Consider the following 18,593-nt stretch of genomic DNA (forward strand, 5'->3'; position numbering starts at 1 on the left):
CGCGCGCTCATGTAACGGCGTCGCGTACCTGATGCTCCGGCAATTTCCAGATGCCGCCGTCCATGATCGCCACCAGCCGGTCGACGGCATCCCACACGTCGACGAAGCGGACATAAAGCGGCGTGAAGCCGAAGCGCACCGTGTCGGGCGCGCGGAAATCGCCGATCACCCCCGCCGCGATCAGCGCGCGCATGATCGGATAGCCGTCGGCGTGCGCGAAGGACACCTGGCTGCCGCGCGCCTCGGCCGCGCGCGGCGACGCGAGCGTGAAGCCGTGGCCGGCGCAGCGCTGCTCGACGAGGCGGATGAACAGGTCGGTGAGCGCTATCGACTTCGCGCGGATTGCGTCCATGTCGGCCGACAGATGGATGTCGAGCCCGACCTCGGCGAGCGCCATCGATAGAATCTGCTGGGTGCCGATCAGATATTGGCGGATGCCCTGCTGCGGGCGGTATCCGGGTTCGAAGGCGAAGGGCGCGGCGTGCCCCCACCAGCCGGTGACGGGCTGGAGCGCCTGCCCCTGGTGGCGCCGCGCCGCGAACAGGAAAGCAGGCGAGCCGGGACCACCGTTCAGATATTTGTAGGTGCAGCCGACCGCGAAATCGACGCCAGCGCCATTGAGGTCGACCGGCATCGCCCCGGCGCTGTGACACAGGTCCCAGATGGAGAGCGCCCCGGCCGCATGCGCGCGCGCGGTGATCGCGGCCATGTCGTGGACGTGCCCCGACTTGTAATGAACATGGGTGATCGCGACCGCGATCGTGTCTTCGTCGATCGCCTCCGCAATCTCGTCCTTTTCACAGAGCCGGACCTCGACCCGCCCGCCGGTCGCTGCGGCGACGCCCTCGGCGATATAGTTGTTGGTCGGGAAATTACTGCCTTCGAGGATCAGAACGCGGCGGTCCGGACGCAGCGCGACCGCGGCCGACAGCACCTTGAACAGATTCTGGCTCGTCGAATCGCAGACGACGACCTCGCCCGGTGCGGCGCCGATCAGCGGCGCGAGCTTGTCGCCGAGCCGCACCGGCAGGTCGAACCAGCCGGCGCTGTTCCAGCTCTTGATCAGGCCGGTCCCCCACTCGCGCGTCACGACGTCGTGTGCGCGCGCCGCCGCATCCTTCGGCATCGCGCCAAGCGAATTGCCGTCGAGATAGATCAGGCCTTCGGGCAGGTCGAAGCGATCGCGCAGCGGCGCGAGCGGATCGGCGGCGTCCATCGCCTGACAGGCGGCGCGATCAAGGGGTTCGGCATCAAGCGTCATGGAAACATATCACCTTCGTCTGCGACATTTCGCGCGCGGCGAAGCGCACGCCTTCGCGGCCCATATTGCCCCGCCCCGCGCCGCCGAAAGGCATGGCGTCGAGCCGGTAGTCGGTCGAATCGTTAATTATCACCCCCGCCGCGCGCAGCCGCCGCGCCGCGTGGCGCGCGTTGCGGATCGATTCGGTGAAGATCGCGGCATGGATCGCGTAGTCGGCGCGATTGGCCGCGTCGATGGCCTCGTCCAGATCGGCGAAGCGGAACAGGCTGACGACCGGGCCGAAGGCTTCGCGGCAGGCGACGCGCGCATCATCGGGCACGTCGGCAAGCAAAGTCGGCCGCACCAGCGCCCCGGCGCGCTCGCCGCCCGCAAGCAGCGTCGCGCCGCCCGCCACGGCTTCCTCGATCCACGCCGCGATGCGCGTCGCCTCTCCCGTGCCGATCATCGGGCCGATGTCGGTCGCCGGGTCGGTCGGGTCGCCGACGCGCAAGGCGCGCGTCGCGGCGATCAGCGCCGCCCGAAAGTGGTCGTGGACCGCGTCGTGGACATAGATGCGCTGGACGCCGATGCAGTTCTGCCCCGCCGCGCCGAACGCGCCCGAAACGCAAGCGGCGGCGGCCCTGTCGACATCGGCATCGTCCATCACGATCACCGGCCCGTTGCCGCCGAGTTCCATCGCCACGCGCTTGATCCCGGCCGAACGACAGATCGCCTGCCCAACCCCGGCGCCGCCGGTGAAGCTGATCATCGCCACGTCGGGGTGGCTCGTCAGCGCATCGCCGAAGTCGGCCCCGCGCCCGGTCAGCAGGTTCAGCGCCCTTTCGGGCAGTCCCGCCGCGAGCAGCAGCCGCGCCAGCATGATCGCGACGAGCGGCGCCTGCTCGGCGGGCTTGAGCACGACGGCGTTGCCTGCCGCGAAGGCGGGGCCGAGCTTGTGGCAGACGAGATTGAGCGGATCGTTGAACGGCGTGATCGCGGCGACGACGCCGACAGGTTCATAGATGTAATGCCCCGACCGCGACTCTCCCCCCGGAAAGCCATCGAAGGCGATCGTCTCGCCGGCCAGCCGCACCGCCTCTTCGGCCGAGAGGCGCAGCGTGTTGACGGCGCGCGCCACTTCGCGAGCGGCGGCGCGGATCGGCTTGCCCGTTTCGGCGGTGATCGCGGCGGCGAAGCGCTCGCCATCGGCTTCGAGCGCCAACGCGGCGGCGTGGAGAATGCGCGAGCGCGCGCCGGTCGGCAGCTCGCGCATCGCGGCGGCGCCGTGCACCGCGGCGGCAGCCGCGCGTTCGACATGGCTCGCATCGGCGCAGGCGACCGCGCCGAGCGCCGCGCCCGACCAGGGATCTATGACATCCATCGTCGCGTCGGCCGCCTCCCAGCGGCCGCCGATCAACAGCGAGCGCGCCGCGTCGAACGCGACATGCATCATGGCTTGTCCTTGCGCAGCACCAGCTCGTCATATTCACGGCTGTCGAGCAGCGCCTCGACGATGACCGGGCCGTCCGCAGTGAAACCAGCTTCGAGCGCGGCACGGAATTCGGCGGGATCGCGCGCGACCGTCACCGGCACCCCGAACAGCGACGGGCCGCCGATCGTTCCCTCAGCACGCACCGGCGTGCCATAGATGGGGTTCGCCTTCTTCTCCTGCTTGATGCGGATCAGCGCGAGGTCGTTGTCGGTGAAGACGACGATGACGATCGGCAGCTTTTCGCGCGCGGCAGTCGCCAGTTCGCCGACCGTCATCAGGAAGCCGCCGTCGCCGAGCACGCAGCAGACCGGCGTATCGGGACGGCACAGTTTCGCGGCGATTGCGGCGGGCAGGCCGAAGCCCATTGCCGACCAGCCGTTGGTCATGATCTGCGTCCCCGGCCGGGGCGTGCGCCAATGCTGGCCGATCAGATGCGTGTGCGCGCCGACGTCGCAGGTCATGATGCCGTCGGCGGGCAGCACGTCACGGAGCACGTCGAGCGCGGCGCAGGGACCGAAACGGCCCTCGCGCCCCTTCAACTTCGCGAACATCGCCGCCCTGCGCTCGGCCAGCGCCGCGAGGTCCCAGGCCTTCGCGGCGGCGGGCAGCGCGAGGAGCGCGTCGAGCGCGGGCGCGATGGCGCCGACGACCTCGGCGGCGACGGGATGCTTGGCGCGGTCGATGTCAGCGGGGGCGACGTCGATGCTGGCGAGCGCGAGTCCGTCCTTCATCCAGCTTTCGTAATTGAACTCGATCGGGTCGTAGCCAACCGCGACGACCAGATCGGCCTCAGCATGCGTCCGCCCAACCATGTCGGACAGTGCGTGGAACAGCACACCCGCGTAATTGGGGTGATCCTCCGGCACCATGCCCTTCGCCATCGGGGTCAGCAGTACCGGCAGGCCGAACCGCTCGGCCAGCGCGAGGATGCGGTCCTGCACCCCCGCGTGGACGGCGCCGAGGCCGACGGCGAGCACCGGCTTCGCGGCGGCGGCAAAGGCGGCGGTCAGCGCATCGAGCGCGGCGGCATCGGGCGCGGGTGGTGCGTCGGGCACGATCAGGCCGATTGCGGCAGGCTCGACCACCTCCGCGCTCATCCCCTGCGGCAGGCCGACATGCACAGCGCCCGGGCGGCCCGACAACGCTATCCGCGCCGCCTGCGCCAGCGTATCGGCGGCGCCGTCGGCCTCGATCCGCATCGTCGCCTTGGTCAGCGGCGCAAACAGCGCCTGATGGTCGATCGCCATCTGCACGGTGCGTCCACGCAAGGGCGCAGGCATCTCGTCGGTCAGCGCGATCATCGGCGAGCGGTCGAGCGTCGCGCCGCCGACCCCGGTCGCAAGGTTGGTCGCGCCCGGTCCGAAGGTGCCGAAGCAGACCCCCGGCACCCCGGTCAGCCGCCCGCACACATCGGCCATGAAACCCGCGCCGCCCTCATGGCTGGTCAGTACGAAGTCGATGCCGTCAGTGGTGCGGATCGCCTCCATATAATCGACCCAGCCGCCGCTCGGCACGCCGAAGACATGGCGCACGCCCATGTCGCGCAGTCCCGTCACGACGTTGCGGGCTACGGTCGTCGATGTCATGCGCGATCCTTCATGCGGGAGCCGGGGTACAGCGCCGGATTAGGCGCCTCCGTCATACACAAATAATATCAAATGCCCTCTATGATATGGCGAACTTGTTATAAGAAGCGGTTGGCAATCGTCCCGATGCCGTCGATCCCGCCCTCGACGACATCGCCTGCCACGATCCGGCCGACGCCCGCCGGGGTGCCGGTGTAGATGAGGTCGCCCGCCTTCAGCTCGACATAGGTCGACAGCTCAGCGATGATATCGGCGACGGGCCAGATCATATCGGCGATATTGCCGTCCTGCCGGACCGTCCCACCCACCGACAGCCAGATTCGCGCTGCAGCTGGATGGCCGACCTCGGCCGCCGGGCGGATCGGCGACAGCACCGCGCTGTGGTCGAAGCCCTTGGCCATATCCCACGGCCGGCCGCCGGCCTTCGCGTCGGCCTGAAGGTCGCGGCGCGTCAGGTCGTTGCCGACCGCATAGCCGAAGATGTGAGACATCGCGTCGTCGGATGCGATATTCGCGCCGCCCTTCGCGAGCGCGACGACCAGCTCGATCTCGTGATGCAGATTGTCGGTGCGCGGGGGCATCGCGATGTCGCCCGCCCCCCCGACGATCGCATCGGCGGGCTTCGAGAAGAAGAAGGGCGGCTCGCGCGTCGGATCGCCGCCCATCTCGCGCGCGTGGTCGGCGTAATTCTTGCCGACGCAGAAGATGCGGCGAACGGGGAAGCGCTCGGCGCTTCCGGCGATTTCGGCGGTGGGGGCGGAAACATCGAAACGCATGGGCAAGTCCTCAGGCTGGCGGATAGAGCGCCGCGCGGCACTTGCCGAGATCGGCGCCGTCGAGGCCGCCTTCCCTCACCGCATTCCACGGGCTGCCCATCCTGTCTTCGGGGCGATACCAGAAGCCATAGAGCTTGCCGTTCGCCGCGACCAGCGTCGCCGCGCCGATGCTGCCCTCTGCCTTCGAATACCAGGCGAGCCGCATGATGCGGCCGAAGATCGTGCCGCGCAGCGTGCCGAGCCCGTCGTTGTAGCAGCCGATAACCTCATTCCCCTTCTGCCGCAGCAGGATCGGGCCATATTCATGGGCATAGACGCCGCCGACGTCCTCGCCGCCGCCCGCCCCGCGCTGGTCGAGATCGCCGATCACGGCGAGGTCCGACAGACGCGTCGAACCGCTGCCCGCCCAATTGCTGTCGATGCGCAGCCGCAGCCAGTGTGCGCGGGCCTCCTTCGGCAGTTTCACCAGCGTCTGCGCGTCGGCCTTGGCCTCGCCCTCGACCAGCGTCTCGAACGGCCCATCGGGCCCGGCGGTCGAGCCGAGCAGCGCGAAGCGCCGCACTGGCGAGCCGTCGGGGGCCTGCGACATCGACCCGTCCTCGCGCACCACCGGCTCGAAGCGATTGTCGAGCGCGACCGCTCGGATCGTGCCGCTGCCCGCCAGCTCGAAAGCGAGCTGGTGCGGGAGGGTGACGGCCTTGTCGGACTGCCAGCCATAGGCCGGACCGCCGTCGACGAGGTTGATCGTCCAGGTCGACCAGTGGCGCGCGGCCTCGCCCGCATCGGCCTCCGCGATGCCGCCCCAGCTGATGTGCAGGATATTGTCGCCGGCAGGTTCGGCGGGATTTGCCACCGGCTTGTCGGCGGGCGCGTTCGAGCATCCGGCGAGGAGCAGCGCCCCCGCCAGCGTCATCATCGCTGTGCGCATAAATCAGGTCCTTTTCGAAGTGGGATTATCGCCGTTCGGGCCAGATGGTCTTCGGCGCACCGAGCCGCGGCTTGCCGAGCAGCGGCGACGACAGCGCATAGACGCCGTTCACCGAAAAGGCCCAGATGATGTTGCGGTCATATTCGGTATAGACCGCGAAGGTCGAGTTGCCGATCGCATAATCGGGCAGTTCGTCGGTCGTCGCGAAGCGCGGGACGAAATAGCCCGCGACCTTCGGCTTTGCCGGATCTTTGACGTCGAAGATCTGGATGCCCGCGTTGTAGAAGGCATAGATGGCGAGACCCTGGCGCCCGCGCTCGGGCTGGGTGAGCCCGCCCGACCGCTTCGGCCCGAAGCTGCCGCGCCGCTGGCAGAAATCGGTGAAGGCCGCGCCGGGCGGCGGCGTCGGACGCGGGAAGGTCGCCGCGACCTTCGGATGCGCGGGATCGCGCACGTCGATCGAATAAATGTCCTTGAACGGCTCGTAGCAATTCTCGTTCATCGGATAGCCGTTCGCGAAGACGAAGCCGGTGCGGTCATACTGGCTGACGTCGACATTGTCGAATTCGGTCCCGGCATAGCTCGGCGGGACGGTGAGATGGCCGAGCGTCTTCGGCTGCGCCGGGTCGCTGAGGTCGAACGTGTAGAAGCCGAGCCCGCCCATGCCGCCGAAGCCGACCTTGCCGCCGTTCTCGACCGGCCGGGTGGTCACGATTGGATAGCGCGACCCCATCCAGCTCGTCCGGTTGCCCGCGCGCGGATTGGCGCGATAGGCGGCCTCGCTGGCGGGGTCGCCGAGCTGCTGGCCGGGCACCGTGATTTGCGACACGAATTTCGGGTTCGCCGGGTCCGCCATGTTCCAGACCTGATAGCCGGGCGAATAGAGATAATCGGGATATTCGGTGAGCGAATAGCTGTCGTCGGGCGCCGCCGAGAGCAGCATATATTTGCCCCCGAACCATGTGACCGCGTCGAGCGCGCCCGATCCCTGCTGCTGCCCGATCGGCGCGTCGGGGTGCTTGGTGTCGGTGGTGCGCGTCGCGATCAGTTCCCACTGGTCGGGGGTCGGACCGTTCATCGCATAGACCTTGAAGCCCTTGAGCGAATTATAGTGACGCTGCTCCGCCACTTTCGCGGGCTCGCGGCGCTTGTCCTCCATCAGGCCGAAGCGGCCGATCTCGTAGGAGGCGACGAGGATGTTGCGCCGCAGCTTCTCGTTCCATGCGATGGTGACGCCGCCGAAATAGTCGGTAACCGCGGAGGCGTCCCAATCCTCGCTCGACCCCTTGGCGCTCCAGGTGCCGCCCTGCGACCAGACGATCTTCGCCTTGCGCGGGTCGGTGACATCGAGGATGCGCAGATAGTCGCGGTCGTGGGTGTAGAGATAGCGCTTGCCGCCGAAATCGACGACATTCGCCCAGGCGTGCCACGGCGATGTCACCGCGGGATAGAAGGCGATCACATCGACGTTGCTGGCGTAGCTGTTCTGATCCCAATGATCGAGCTGCCCCGGAAAGCGTGGCGCATCGGTCGTCAGCGGCGTCGCGACCGGATGGCGGAACGACCCATCGGGGTTCATGCCGTAATCGACGCCCGGTTTCGGCGGGGCTGGCGGATTGTCGGGGGTCATGGTGATCCAGGCCTGCAGCCACGAATCGCGCACATCGATCGGCCCGGGTTCTTTCGGACCCCAGTCCGCCGCAGCGAGCGCCGCCGTGCCGAGCAGCGCGGCGAGGACGGTGCCTGCGCCTGCCATGATCCTGATGCCGCGCTTCATTGCGAACCCTTTCCTGCCTGTTGACCCGCTGCATCATTGCGACCCCGAACCCGATCCGGAGTTGCAATGACAATGATGCCCTAGAAGCGGAACCGGGCCGTCAGGCCATAGGTGCGCGGCGGGATATAGGTCGAATAGATGGTGCCGAACAATTCGAGCTTGCTGGTATAGTTGAGCTCGTTGGTGAGATTCTTGATCCAGGCGGTCAATTCCCACTTGTCGTCGATGTCGCGCACCCCGATGCGTGCATTGAGCAGCACCTCTTCGTCGAACTTCAGGATCGGGGTGTTCGGATTGTCGAAGAAATTCGCCCCCGTATACTGGAAGTCGGTGCCCGCCACCAGCGCGAGCCGTTCGCTGATCGGCTGGTCGAGGTTCGCCGCGACGCTGAACGCATGCTTGGGAGTGCGGCGGCAACTGTTGCCGTCGAGGTCGGTTCCGTCGTCGTCGATGATCAGCTCGCCGGTAAAGTTGCACTTCGAAAATGCATAGTTGCCCGACAGGGTAAAGGTATCGGTGATCCGCGCCTGGAAATCGAGTTCGAGGCCATAGGCGCGCGTGCCGTTCTTCGCATTGAAGACGAAATTGTCGGGCGGCATCCCCGGCCCCGGCGACAGGAACTGGTTGGTCTGGAGATTGTCGTAGAGCGTATAATAGGCCGCCGCGTTGATGAACAACCGCCGGTCGGCAAGCGCGAGCTTGGCGCCGAGTTCGAAGCTGTCGGCGGTTTCGGGATCGAAGGAGACCAGCGCCTCGGCCGGCGTGTTGGCGTCCTCGCCCGTCCAGCCGCCGGGCTTGTAGCCCTTCGCATAGCGGGCATAGAGGGTGACGTCGTCGCTCGGTTCGTAGCGTAGCGTCGCGCTCGGCAGCCAGGCGTCCCAGCTCCGCGTCTCGCCGACCTGGAAATTGACCGCCTCGCCCTCGAACGACACGCCCGAGCGATTGTTCGAATAGCGCTTGCGGTCATAGGCATAACGCAGCCCCGCCTCGACGGCGAGCTGGTCGGTCAGGTCGAAGCTGACTTCGCCGAAGACGCCGATATTGTCGTTGCGCGAGCTGGTGACCGTGTGGTTCGAGCCGGGCGACGGCGTCGCCGGGATGCCGCCATAGGCGAGCGCGAAGGCGAATTCCTCGATCGCCCCGAAGTCGGGGAAGAGGAAGTTCACATCTTCCGCGCGGCGGATCTTCTCGTGCAGATAATAGACGCCGCCTTCGAGCCGGAGCGGCCCGCCATTGTCCCAGCGCAGGCGCAGTTCCTGCGAGAATTGCTTCACGTCCTCGCCCTTGCCGCTGTCGAAATAGCTGTCGGGGACAGTCGCGAGATAGGTGTCGAGCCCGGCGAGCATCGCGGAGGTGATGTCGGGGGCGTTGGTGGCGGGGTCGAAGGGGAAGTTGAAGAACATCCCCGATCCGTCCTCGCGCGCCGCCAGCGAGCTGTCGCGATAGGCGGTCTGCGAGGTGATGCTGATCCCGTCGCCCGGCTGCCAGTCGATCGTGCCGCTGAGCCCGTACATGTCGCTGTTCTGGAAGCCGGTGAAATTATGCTCGCCCGAGCGGCGCTTCGCGCTCTTGAACGGCGCGTTGCGGTTCGGCAGCACGAAACCGGGCAGGCTGTCGATCGTCGGCGCATAATAGCCGAGGTAGGTCACTTCCTCGCTGTCGCCGGGAACGAGGATGTCGACCCAGCGCGCGCCGTCGCGGTGGCGCGTATAGTCGGCCGACAGATTGACATCGAGCGTCGCGTCGGGTTGCCAGCGCAGCTGCGCGCGCACCGACTGCATATTCTGGTCCTCTTCGTCGCCGCCGCGCAGATTCTTCGCATAGCCGTCGTGCTTGCGCGAACTAGCCGTCAGGCCGAGGCTGACGGTGTCCGACACCGGGCCGCGCATCGACGCCGCGACGTCGATCCGGTCATAGTTGCCGTAGCTCGCCTCGAAGCGCCCTTCGAACGTGTCGCCGGGCTTCTTGGTCACATAGTTGATCAGGCCGCCGACGACGCTCTTGCCGAAACGGAGCGCCTGCGGCCCCTTGAGCACCTCGACGCGCTCGAGGTCATAGAGGTCGAGCAGCGAGCCGGTGCCGCGCGACAGATAGACGCCGTCGACGAAGATGCCGACCGCCGCGTCGGCGCCGGCGCCCTGGATGTCCGAACCGATGCCGCGGATGAACAGTTCGGTATCGACCGCGCGCTCGGCGCTGAGCTTGAGCCCCGGAATGCGGTAGGCGACTTCGGAGAAATCCTTGATGCCGGCTTGTTCGAGCGCGGCGCTGCTGAACGCCTGGACCGAAATCGGAACGTCCTGCAGGCTTTCGGCGCGCTTGCGCGCGGTGACGACGATCTCGTCGCCCGGTGCGGCCGCGGCAGCCTCGTTCGGGGCCGCCTGCGCAAAGGCCGTGCCCGGCGCCGCGAGGCCCGCTACGGTCGCGAGAAGCGCCCAGCGCAGATTTCGAGTGGATGTCATTGCAGCTTACCTCCCCAGCGGCCGGACCCCTCATCCTCGCTCGGGAAGGTGCCCAACCGGCATTGTTGTGTCGCAGGCTGCAAATTAGCGGCGTTCATATATCAACATAATAAATTATGCATGCCCCAATATTCCTTTTTGATTATATCCAAGATTCGACCAGCCAGCAGGCGACGCCGGCCGCGCCGCGAGCGATGGCGGTCGCGCGGTAGCTGCGCACGCGTCTGAACGGAGCGGACGATAGCCGGCGCGTGGATCCGCGCCGCGTCCCGTCAGAGTCCGTCGCCGGCCCGCTTCGAAGCGACGTCGGCGAGCGAGCCGAGCTTCGGCCCCTCGATCTGCTTCGGCGCGACGGGCGCCAGCGCCGCGCCCGGGCCGATCGCGGTCAGCGTGCGGATGCGCGCGCGGAAGGCCGCGAGTTCCTGGCCTTCGAGCTGTGCCTTGGTGACGAAGCTGACCGACATCGGGTTCACCGCATGGCCGTTGCGATAGACTTCGAAATGAAGATGCGGCCCGGTCGACAGGCCGGTCGAGCCGATATAGCCGATCACCTGCCCGCGCGCGACGCGCTGGCCCGTGCGCACCGCGATGCGGCTCATATGCCCATAGCCGGTGCCGGTGCCGCCGCCATGGTTGAGCTTGACGTAATTGCCGAAGCCGCCGGTGCGGCCGGCGACCGTCACCACGCCGTCGCTGACCGCATGGATGGGCGCGCCATAGCCGCCGCCGAAATCGACGCCGCTGTGCATGCGGCGATAGCCGAGGATCGGATGGCGCCGCACCCCGAAGGTCGAGGTGACGCGGCCGTTCGTCGGGCGCACCATGCCGCCGCGCCGTTCGCCGACGCCCGACGCCTCGAACCACTGGCTGCGCCCGTCCTTGGTCCATTCGAGCATCGACAGCTTCGGCTTGCCGCCGCGGATCAGCCCGGCATAGAGCAGCCGGCCCGTCTCGCTTTCGCCCGTTTCGGCGCGGCGATGGTCGACGATGATGTCATATTCGTCCGAGGCGCGCAGGTCGCTGCCGACCGAGATCTGCTTGCCGATCACGCGCAGATAGGCCTGGATCGCCTCCGGCGGCGCGCCCGCCGCGCGCGCCGAACGATAGAGGCTGTCGCCGACCCGTCCGCGGATGCGCAGCGGCGTCGCGTCGACGGCGATCGGGATGCGGCGCATCACCATCCGCCCGTCGATCCGCTCCATCTCGATACGAAGGTCGAAGCGTGCGCGCATCGCCAGCGCCTCGACCGGGCGCGGCATGGTGCGCGCCGCGCGGCGTCCCAGGATCAGGTCGATGCGCGTGCCCGGCGCGATGTCGGACAGCGGCACGGCGCCCGAAACCTGCTGCGCGATGGCCTGCGCCTCCACGCCGCCGACGCCCGAGCGTTCGAGCAGGCGGGCGAAGCTGTCGCCGCGGCCGAGCGTCGCGGCCAACTCGATCTGCGGCCGTTCGGGCGTCTGGGTCAGCGGGCGCACCGCGTCGGTCGCGGCCATGTGGCGGCCCGTGTCGGCGCCGAGCGCGAGCGGCACGATCATCTGCGCGCGCGCCTCGTTGAAATCGGCGGCGTCGAGCGCGGGCGCGCCGCCGATCTCCAGCGGCTTGATGCCGGGAAAGGTCGCGATGGCGCTGCCGCACAGCAGCGTCAGCGTCACCAGCCCGCGCCACCATTCGGCCGAGCCGATATTGGCGCCCAGATCGGGAACGAGGTCAAGACCGGCGAGACGATCGCGCCACGAGAGTGCCGGTTCGGGTTCGAACCCCGCGGGCCGCAGCGGAACGGCCTGCGCCATGCTGAGCGCGGCCGCGTTGCCTGACATCCCGGCAATGGGTTCGTGGCGCTGGAACAAATAAACCCCCGCTCGACGGGCCTCCCGCGACCCGGCCGTCGATGATCTCGTCGGACCGAACGTCTGTAAACAAAGGTCGTTAAAGTCAATTTAATGGCTTCCCCGCGGCTTTTGGCTTGCGGCGAGCCGTGGCCGAGGCGGGCTGTGGCGTGCCCGCCGGCGGAAAAGGCAGGCGAGAGGCGTATCGTGCGGCGATCGGCGGTTGCACCCGCGCGCGCGCCATGCCAGCGTGGCGCCAAGACGATGCCTTTCACCTCCTCCTCCATGGTCAAGGCCGTCCTTGGCCCCACCAACACCGGCAAGACCCATTTGGCGGTCGAACGCCTGACCGCCCATGTCAGCGGCATGATCGGCTTCCCGTTGCGCCTGCTCGCGCGCGAGGTCTATGACCGCGTCGCCGCGATCAAGGGACCTGCCGCGGTCGCGCTGGTCACCGGCGAGGAACGCATCTGGCCGCCCGAGGCGCGCTACGTGCTCGGCACGATGGAGGCGTTGCCGATCGAGCGCGACGTCGCCTTCGTCGGGATCGACGAGGCGCAGCTTGGCGCCGATCCCGAGCGCGGGCACGTCTTCACCGACCGGATGCTACGCGCGCGCGGCCGCGACGAGACGATGATTCTCGGCTCGGCCAGCCTCACCCCGCTGATCCGCGAACTGGTGCCCGAGGCCGAAATCGTCGGGCGGCCGCGTTTTTCGACGCTCAGCTATGCCGGCGCGATGAAGCTGTCGCGCCTTCCCAAGCGGTCGGCGATCGTCGCCTTCTCGGCCGAGGAAGTCTATGCGATCGCCGAGATGCTGCGCCGCTTCGCGGGCGGCGCGGCGGTGGTGATGGGCGCGCTGAGCCCGCGCACCCGCAACGCGCAGGTCGCGATGTTCGAGGCGGGCGAGGTCGACTATCTGGTCGCCACCGACGCGATCGGCATGGGGCTGAACCTCGACGTGCGCCACGTCGCCTTCGCCAGCCTGCAGAAATTCGACGGGCGACGCCTGCGCCGCCTGACCATCGCGGAGATGGCGCAGATCGCGGGTCGCGCCGGACGCCACCAGCAGGACGGCAGCTTCGGCACCATCGGCCTGCCGCAGGGCGGTATGACGCCCGAGGAAATCGCCGCGATCGAGGGGCATCATTTCCCGCCGCTGTCGAGCCTGTTCTGGCGCAACCCGCAGCCGCGCTTCGACACGCTCGACGGGCTGCTCGCCGACCTCGCCCAGTCCCCTGCCCACCCCGCGCTGCGCGCGGCGCCCGAAGCGGTGGACCTCGCCGTGCTGCGGCACCTGGCGGGCGATATCGAGGTCGCGGCGCGCGGCGGCGAGCCGCAGGCGGTCGAGCGATTGTGGGACGTCTGCGGCCTGCCCGATTTCGAGCAGCTCGGCGCCGAGCATCACAGCCGCACCGTGCTCCGCCTGTGGCAGTGGCGCACCAGCGGCGACGGCATGATCGACCCCGACTGGTTCGCGCGCCGGCTCGCGCGGCTCGACGATGCCGAGGGCGACATCGACCAGCTCGCAAGCCGCATCGCGGCGGTGCGCACGCTGTGCTTCATCGCCCAGCGCGGCGATTGGATCGCCGATGCGGCGGGGTGGACCGCGCAGACGCAGGCGCTCGAATCGCGATTGTCCGATGCGCTGCATGCGGCGCTGACGCAGCGCTTCGTCGACCGGCGGCTGGCGCTGCTGATCCGCGACGCCGGCCAGCGCCACGCCGCGCTGCCGGTCGCGGTTGGCGCCGACGGCACCGTCGCGGTCGACGGCGAAGCGCTGGGAACGCTGAACGGCTTCAGTTTCAAGGTCGACCCTGTCGCGCGCGCGAGCGACCACCGGCTGCTGCTCGCCGCCGCGGACAAGCATCTGCGCGGCGAGTTGGCGCGGCGCGCCGCGGCGCTGGCCGAGAGCGACGGCGGCGCGCTGGCGCTGGTCGGCGACGCGGGCGCGCCGCCGCGCCTCGCATGGCACGGCCAGACCATCGCGACGTTGGCGCGGGGAACGACGCTGGTGCAGCCGGCGATCCTTCTCGATGCGGCGCTGCGCCGGCTCGATCCGCCGCAGGTGCAGGCGATCGCCGAGCGGCTCCAGCGCTTCGTCGCCGAACAGATCGCACGCCACGCCGCGCCGCTCGCCGCGATGGGCGCGGCGGCGGGCGACCTCTTCACCCCGCCGCGGGTGCGCGCGCTGCTCGCGGCGCTGGTCGACGGCGGCGGCACGGCGCCGCGCGCTGCTGTCGAGGACCAGCTCGCGGCGATGACCGCGGACGAGCGGCCGCTGCTCCGCCGGCTCGGCCTCACCATCGGGTCGCTCGACCTGTTCCACCCGCAGCTCCTCAAGCCCGAGGCGGTGCGCTGGCGCGCCGCGCTGCTCGCCGCGCAGCAGGGCACGGCGATGCCCGCGCTGCCGCCGCACGGCGCGGTGCTGCAAAAGGGCGGCGACGAAGCGGGGCTGGCGGTGGCGGGCTTCCGCCGCTGCGCTTCGGGCTGGCTGCGCATCGACATGGCCGAGAAGCTGGCGCGGCAGGCGCATGCCGCGCGGATGCAGGCCGCCACGCCGCCGAGCGCGCCGGTCGCGGGTGGCGATCCGCATCACGCCGCGCAGCAGGAGGCGGGCGAAGAGAGCGAAGGCGATGGCGAAGGCGCCGCCGCCGCGCTGCCGCCGGGGTTTGCGATCGATCCGGCGCTCGCCACCTCGCTCGGCCTTGACGAGGAGGCACGGCGCGCGCTGCTCCAGAGTTTCGGCTTCCGCCCCGTCGGCGATCCCGCGCTTCAGCGCTGGCGCTGGGCGGGGCTCAAGCGCGCCGACAGGCGCCAGCGCCGCAAGCCGGAGCACCGCAAGCCGGAAAGGAAGGGCGCCCCGCAGCGGCAGGCCGGCGAAGCCGCGAAGGGGCGGCCACCCCGCCCCGCCAAGAAGGGACCGCGCCCGAAACCGGGGCAGGAAGCGCCGCGCACCCCGCGCCCCGAGCGGGCGCCGCGGCGCGGCCCGTCGCCGCACAGCCCCTTCGCGGGCCTCGCCGCGCTGCTGGCCGAGGGGCGCAAAGACTGATGGCGAGTCCGGGCGCCGCGGGCAGCATCCGGCTCGACAAGCTGCTCTGGTATCTGCGCTTCGCCCGCTCACGCAGCATCGCGCAGGCGATGGTCGCGGCAGGGCATATCCGCCTCGACGGCCGACGCGTCACCCGCGCCTCGGCCGCCGTCCATGCCGGCGCGACGCTGGTGCTGCCGGTGGGCGAGCGGATCGAGGTGATCCGGCTGCTGACCGTGCCGTCGCGGCGCGGCCCGGCCCCCGAAGCGCAATCCTGCTATGTCCGGCTGGAGGACAGGGGTTCGTCCGCCGCGAGCTGAACGGTCGGCGCCTCCCAGGAAGCACCGCGCGCGGCCGCCGATCGAGTGAGAGTGATTCGCAACTGTCGTCAGGCGTTGACGCGCCGCCGCCGCGCGGCATAGAGGCGAGGAATCGTTGCAGTCGAACGGCGCGCGCCGCGCCGCGATAAGGGAGCCGTTACCCATGACCTACGTCGTCACCGACGCTTGCATCCGTTGCAAATACATGGATTGCGTCGAGGTCTGTCCGGTCGACTGTTTCTACGAGGGCGAGAATATGCTCGTCATCAACCCGAACGAGTGCATCGACTGCGGCGTCTGCGAACCCGAATGTCCGGCCGAAGCGATCCTGCCCGATACCGAAAACGGCCTCGAACAGTGGCTGGAGCTCAACGCCAAGTTCAGCGCCGACTGGCCGAACATCACGACTAAGAAGGAAAGCCCCGCCGACGCCGACGAATGGAAGGGTGTCGACGGCAAGTTCGACAAATTCTTCTCGCCCGAGCCCGGCGAAGGCGACTGATTCGCACAGCGAAAAGACGAAGGAAGCGGGGCGGGCCACTCCCGCCCCTTTCTTTTTTGGCGGAGCAGCAGACGGCGGCTCATGTCGGCCGGTGGGCGACATTCTTCTCCCCTCCCGCTTGCGGGAGGGGAAACCAGTCCACCTTTTGCACGTTCATTCCACAGCCTGAGGTCGCCCCTCACATTCCCCCGATCCCAAACCGGCCGGCGCGATTGCCCTCTTGAAACCCTTCGCCTTGCCGCCGATGTAGGGACGCGGAGGGGTCAGCCCGCCGGTCCTCGGCGCGGCATCCCGGAAACATAGGATAGATTCGCATGATCGACCCGCTCGCCGCCCTTGTTCCCGTCGTCGTCGAACAGACGAGCCGCGGCGAACGCAGCTTCGACATCTTCTCCCGCCTGCTGCGCGAACGGATCGTCTTCGTCACCGGCGAGGTCGAGGACAATATGGCCTCGCTGATCGTCGCCCAGCTGCTGTTCCTCGAATCGGAAAATCCGAAGAAGGACATCTTCATGTACATCAACTCGCCGGGCGGGGTCGTCACGGCGGGCATGGCGATCCACGACACGATGCAATATATCCGCCCGCGCGTCGGCACCGTGTGCATCGGCCAGGCGGCGTCGATGGGCAGCTTCCTGCTCGCCGCGGGCGAGCCGGGCATGCGCGTCGCGCTGTCGAACGCACGCATCATGGTCCACCAGCCGTCGGGCGGCGCGCGCGGCATGGCGTCGGACATCGAGATCCAGGCCAAGGAAATCCTGCGCATCCGCAAGCGGATGAACGACCTCTACTCGCAATATACGGGCAAGCCGCTCAAGGACATCGAGAAGGCGATGGACCGCGACACCTTCCTCGAGGCCGAGGAAGCGAAGGCGTTCGGGCTCGTCGACCATGTCTACGACCGCCGCCCGGCGATGCCCGGCGACGAAGCGGCGAAGGATGTGAGTGAAGGGCCGACGCCCTGATCCGGAGCCTGATCCATCCCTTTGCCACCCCGGACTCGGTCCGGCACGACGAAGAGAGTGACATTCCGGTAACCGCATTTCTTGACGCCCGCTTGGCACCGCGATGCTAGGCGGAACATTGAACCCGCGTCACCCAATTGCCATATTGTAATTGGGTGGCCGCGGGCTAGGATAAGGACGGCAGCGCGCCTTTTGCGCCCGCCAGAGGAAGTTTTATGACCAAATTGAGCGGCTCGGACAGCAAGAGCACTCTCTACTGCTCCTTCTGCGGCAAGTCGCAGCATGAAGTCCGCAAGCTGATCGCCGGCCCCACGGTGTTCATCTGCGACGAATGCGTCGAACTGTGCAACGACATCATCCGCGAGGAGATCAAGGGCGGAGTCGCCGCGCGCAAGGACGGCGCGGTGCCGACGCCGCTGGAGATCTGCCAGCATCTCGACAATTATGTCATCGGCCAGAACACGGCCAAGCGCGTGCTGTCGGTCGCGGTGCACAACCATTACAAGCGCCTCGCGAACAGCGGCCGCGGCGACGATGTCGAACTGGCGAAGTCGAACATCCTGCTCGTCGGCCCGACCGGCAGCGGCAAGACGCTGCTCGCGCAGACGCTCGCGCGCTTCCTCGACGTGCCCTTCACCATGGCCGACGCGACGACGCTGACCGAGGCGGGCTATGTCGGCGAGGATGTCGAGAACATCATCCTCAAGCTGCTCCAGGCGTCGGACTACAACGTCGAAAAGGCGCAGCGCGGCATCGTCTATATCGACGAGATCGACAAGATCAGCCGCAAGGCCGAAAATCCGTCGATCACCCGCGACGTGTCGGGCGAGGGCGTGCAGCAGGCGCTGCTCAAGCTGATGGAAGGCACGACCGCGAGCGTCCCGCCGCAGGGCGGCCGCAAGCATCCGCAGCAGGAATTCCTGCAGGTCGACACGACCAACATCCTGTTCATCGCGGGCGGCGCCTTCGCCGGCCTCGAAAAGATCATCGGCGACCGCCTGCAGGGCAAGTCGATCGGCTTCGGCGCGCATGTCGCCGGCCCCGACGAACGCCGCGCGGGCGAGGTGCTCAAGCAGATCGAGCCGGCCGACCTCCTCAAGTTCGGCCTGATCCCCGAATTCGTCGGCCGCCTGCCGGTCATCGCGACGCTCGAGGACCTCGACGTCGATGCGCTGGTCAAGATTCTCGGCGAGCCCAAGAACGCGCTGGTCAAGCAGTACAAGAAGCTGTTCGACCTGGAGGAGGTCGGCCTGACCTTCACCGACGACGCGCTCGTCGCGATCGCGAAGAAGGCGATCGAGCGCAAGACGGGCGCGCGCGGGCTGCGCTCGATCGTCGAGGCGATCCTGCTCGACACGATGTTCGACCTGCCCGATCTGACCGACGTGGTCGAGATCGTCGTCGACAAGGATGTCGTCGAGGGCCGCAAGCAGCCGGTCCGAGTCTACGCCGACAAGGCGAAGGAAGCCGGCGACGCCGCCTGAGTCGCGGCGGCCAACTGGTTGCACCGCGAAACCATGTTGCATTGCAGCAACAGTTGTCGGAAAAAATGCCGCCGCGCCTGATCGCCGATCGGGCGCGGTGACGGAAAACCGGCCTTTTCCCTGACCATCCCCGACGGTTCACCGCTGTCGGCTTGCACTGTTATATTTGCTGTCACAATCGTGCCACATGCGGGCTTCAGGGGCG

13 protein-coding genes are annotated in these 18,593 nt (G+C 68.3%); 5 read left to right on the forward strand and 8 right to left on the reverse strand.

Annotated features, from left to right (window positions below):
• Positions 1-7: 7 nt before the first annotated feature.
• The 8 genes from kynU to C3E99_RS12680 all read right to left on the reverse strand — a co-directional run bounded on the left by kynU (position 8) and on the right by C3E99_RS12680 (position 12,078).
• Positions 8-1,261: a kynureninase gene (kynU, locus tag C3E99_RS12645; protein WP_076076792.1), complete on the reverse strand. Its 1,254-nt coding sequence runs from the start codon at positions 1,259-1,261 to the stop codon at positions 8-10.
• On the reverse strand, positions 1,251-2,693 hold the full coding sequence (locus tag C3E99_RS12650; RefSeq protein ID WP_234002469.1) for an aldehyde dehydrogenase family protein: 1,443 nt from the start codon (positions 2,691-2,693) through the stop codon (positions 1,251-1,253). Before C3E99_RS12650 ends, kynU begins: the two co-directional genes overlap by 11 nt.
• Positions 2,690-4,318 (reverse strand): thiamine pyrophosphate-binding protein, encoded by a 1,629-nt coding sequence (locus C3E99_RS12655; RefSeq protein ID WP_076076795.1) that lies wholly within the window; start codon positions 4,316-4,318, stop codon positions 2,690-2,692. The genes C3E99_RS12650 and C3E99_RS12655 overlap by 4 nt, the downstream gene beginning before the upstream one ends.
• A 98-nt stretch (positions 4,319-4,416) precedes the next feature.
• On the reverse strand, positions 4,417-5,094 hold the full coding sequence (locus tag C3E99_RS12660) for a fumarylacetoacetate hydrolase family protein (RefSeq protein WP_076076798.1): 678 nt from the start codon (positions 5,092-5,094) through the stop codon (positions 4,417-4,419).
• A 10-nt stretch (positions 5,095-5,104) separates the two neighbouring features.
• Positions 5,105-6,022, reverse strand: a complete 918-nt coding sequence (locus tag C3E99_RS12665; RefSeq protein ID WP_076076801.1) for a hypothetical protein — start codon at positions 6,020-6,022, stop codon at positions 5,105-5,107.
• 25 nt (positions 6,023-6,047) lie between these two features.
• Complete coding sequence (locus C3E99_RS12670; RefSeq protein WP_076076803.1) at positions 6,048-7,799, reverse strand: hypothetical protein; 1,752 nt, start codon at positions 7,797-7,799, stop codon at positions 6,048-6,050.
• An 80-nt stretch (positions 7,800-7,879) separates the two neighbouring features.
• Positions 7,880-10,261 (reverse strand): TonB-dependent receptor, encoded by a 2,382-nt coding sequence (locus C3E99_RS12675; protein ID WP_076076806.1) that lies wholly within the window; start codon positions 10,259-10,261, stop codon positions 7,880-7,882.
• 272 nt (positions 10,262-10,533) lie between these two features.
• Complete coding sequence (locus tag C3E99_RS12680) at positions 10,534-12,078, reverse strand: M23 family metallopeptidase (protein ID WP_076076809.1); 1,545 nt, start codon at positions 12,076-12,078, stop codon at positions 10,534-10,536.
• A gap of 273 nt (positions 12,079-12,351) precedes the next feature.
• Here C3E99_RS12680 and C3E99_RS12685 point away from each other — a divergent pair, with 273 nt between their 5' ends.
• The 5 genes from C3E99_RS12685 (at position 12,352) to clpX (ending at position 18,388) form a co-directional block, all read left to right on the forward strand.
• Entirely contained in the window at positions 12,352-15,138 is a 2,787-nt protein-coding gene (locus tag C3E99_RS12685) for a helicase-related protein (protein ID WP_234002470.1), read from the forward strand.
• Complete coding sequence (locus C3E99_RS12690) at positions 15,138-15,437, forward strand: RNA-binding S4 domain-containing protein (protein ID WP_067106393.1); 300 nt, start codon at positions 15,138-15,140, stop codon at positions 15,435-15,437. The genes C3E99_RS12685 and C3E99_RS12690 overlap by 1 nt, the downstream gene beginning before the upstream one ends.
• A gap of 163 nt (positions 15,438-15,600) precedes the next feature.
• The gene (gene fdxA, locus C3E99_RS12695; RefSeq protein ID WP_067106391.1) at positions 15,601-15,939 is read left to right on the forward strand and encodes a ferredoxin FdxA; all 339 of its coding nucleotides are present in this window, start codon (positions 15,601-15,603) and stop codon (positions 15,937-15,939) included.
• A 314-nt stretch (positions 15,940-16,253) separates the two neighbouring features.
• Positions 16,254-16,904 (forward strand): ATP-dependent Clp protease proteolytic subunit, encoded by a 651-nt coding sequence (locus C3E99_RS12700; protein WP_067106389.1) that lies wholly within the window; start codon positions 16,254-16,256, stop codon positions 16,902-16,904.
• 215 nt (positions 16,905-17,119) lie between these two features.
• Positions 17,120-18,388: an ATP-dependent Clp protease ATP-binding subunit ClpX gene (gene clpX / locus C3E99_RS12705; protein WP_067106387.1), complete on the forward strand. Its 1,269-nt coding sequence runs from the start codon at positions 17,120-17,122 to the stop codon at positions 18,386-18,388.
• The last annotated feature ends 205 nt before the right edge of the window (positions 18,389-18,593 follow it).

Origin of the sequence: Sphingopyxis sp. MG (assembly GCF_002953155.1) — a bacterium.
GTDB lineage: Bacteria > Pseudomonadota > Alphaproteobacteria > Sphingomonadales > Sphingomonadaceae > Sphingopyxis > Sphingopyxis granuli.

What these genes read in the sequence shown, in the direction of transcription:
- C3E99_RS12670 (WP_076076803.1), bottom strand. Translation starts at nt 7,799, where the DNA reads ATGAAGCGCGGCATCAGGATCATGGCAGGCGCAGGCACCGTCCTCGCC.
- C3E99_RS12660 (WP_076076798.1), bottom strand. Translation starts at nt 5,094, where the DNA reads ATGCGTTTCGATGTTTCCGCCCCCACCGCCGAAATCGCCGGAAGCGCC.
- C3E99_RS12675 (WP_076076806.1), bottom strand. Translation starts at nt 10,261, where the DNA reads ATGACATCCACTCGAAATCTGCGCTGGGCGCTTCTCGCGACCGTAGCG.
- C3E99_RS12665 (WP_076076801.1), bottom strand. Translation starts at nt 6,022, where the DNA reads ATGCGCACAGCGATGATGACGCTGGCGGGGGCGCTGCTCCTCGCCGGA.
- C3E99_RS12690 (WP_067106393.1), top strand. Translation starts at nt 15,138, where the DNA reads ATGGCGAGTCCGGGCGCCGCGGGCAGCATCCGGCTCGACAAGCTGCTC.
- C3E99_RS12655 (WP_076076795.1), bottom strand. Translation starts at nt 4,318, where the DNA reads ATGACATCGACGACCGTAGCCCGCAACGTCGTGACGGGACTGCGCGAC.
- C3E99_RS12700 (WP_067106389.1), top strand. Translation starts at nt 16,254, where the DNA reads ATGATCGACCCGCTCGCCGCCCTTGTTCCCGTCGTCGTCGAACAGACG.
- C3E99_RS12650 (WP_234002469.1), bottom strand. Translation starts at nt 2,693, where the DNA reads ATGATGCATGTCGCGTTCGACGCGGCGCGCTCGCTGTTGATCGGCGGC.
- C3E99_RS12680 (WP_076076809.1), bottom strand. Translation starts at nt 12,078, where the DNA reads ATGTCAGGCAACGCGGCCGCGCTCAGCATGGCGCAGGCCGTTCCGCTG.
- kynU (WP_076076792.1), bottom strand. Translation starts at nt 1,261, where the DNA reads ATGACGCTTGATGCCGAACCCCTTGATCGCGCCGCCTGTCAGGCGATG.
- C3E99_RS12685 (WP_234002470.1), top strand. Translation starts at nt 12,352, where the DNA reads ATGCCTTTCACCTCCTCCTCCATGGTCAAGGCCGTCCTTGGCCCCACC.
- clpX (WP_067106387.1), top strand. Translation starts at nt 17,120, where the DNA reads ATGACCAAATTGAGCGGCTCGGACAGCAAGAGCACTCTCTACTGCTCC.
- fdxA (WP_067106391.1), top strand. Translation starts at nt 15,601, where the DNA reads ATGACCTACGTCGTCACCGACGCTTGCATCCGTTGCAAATACATGGAT.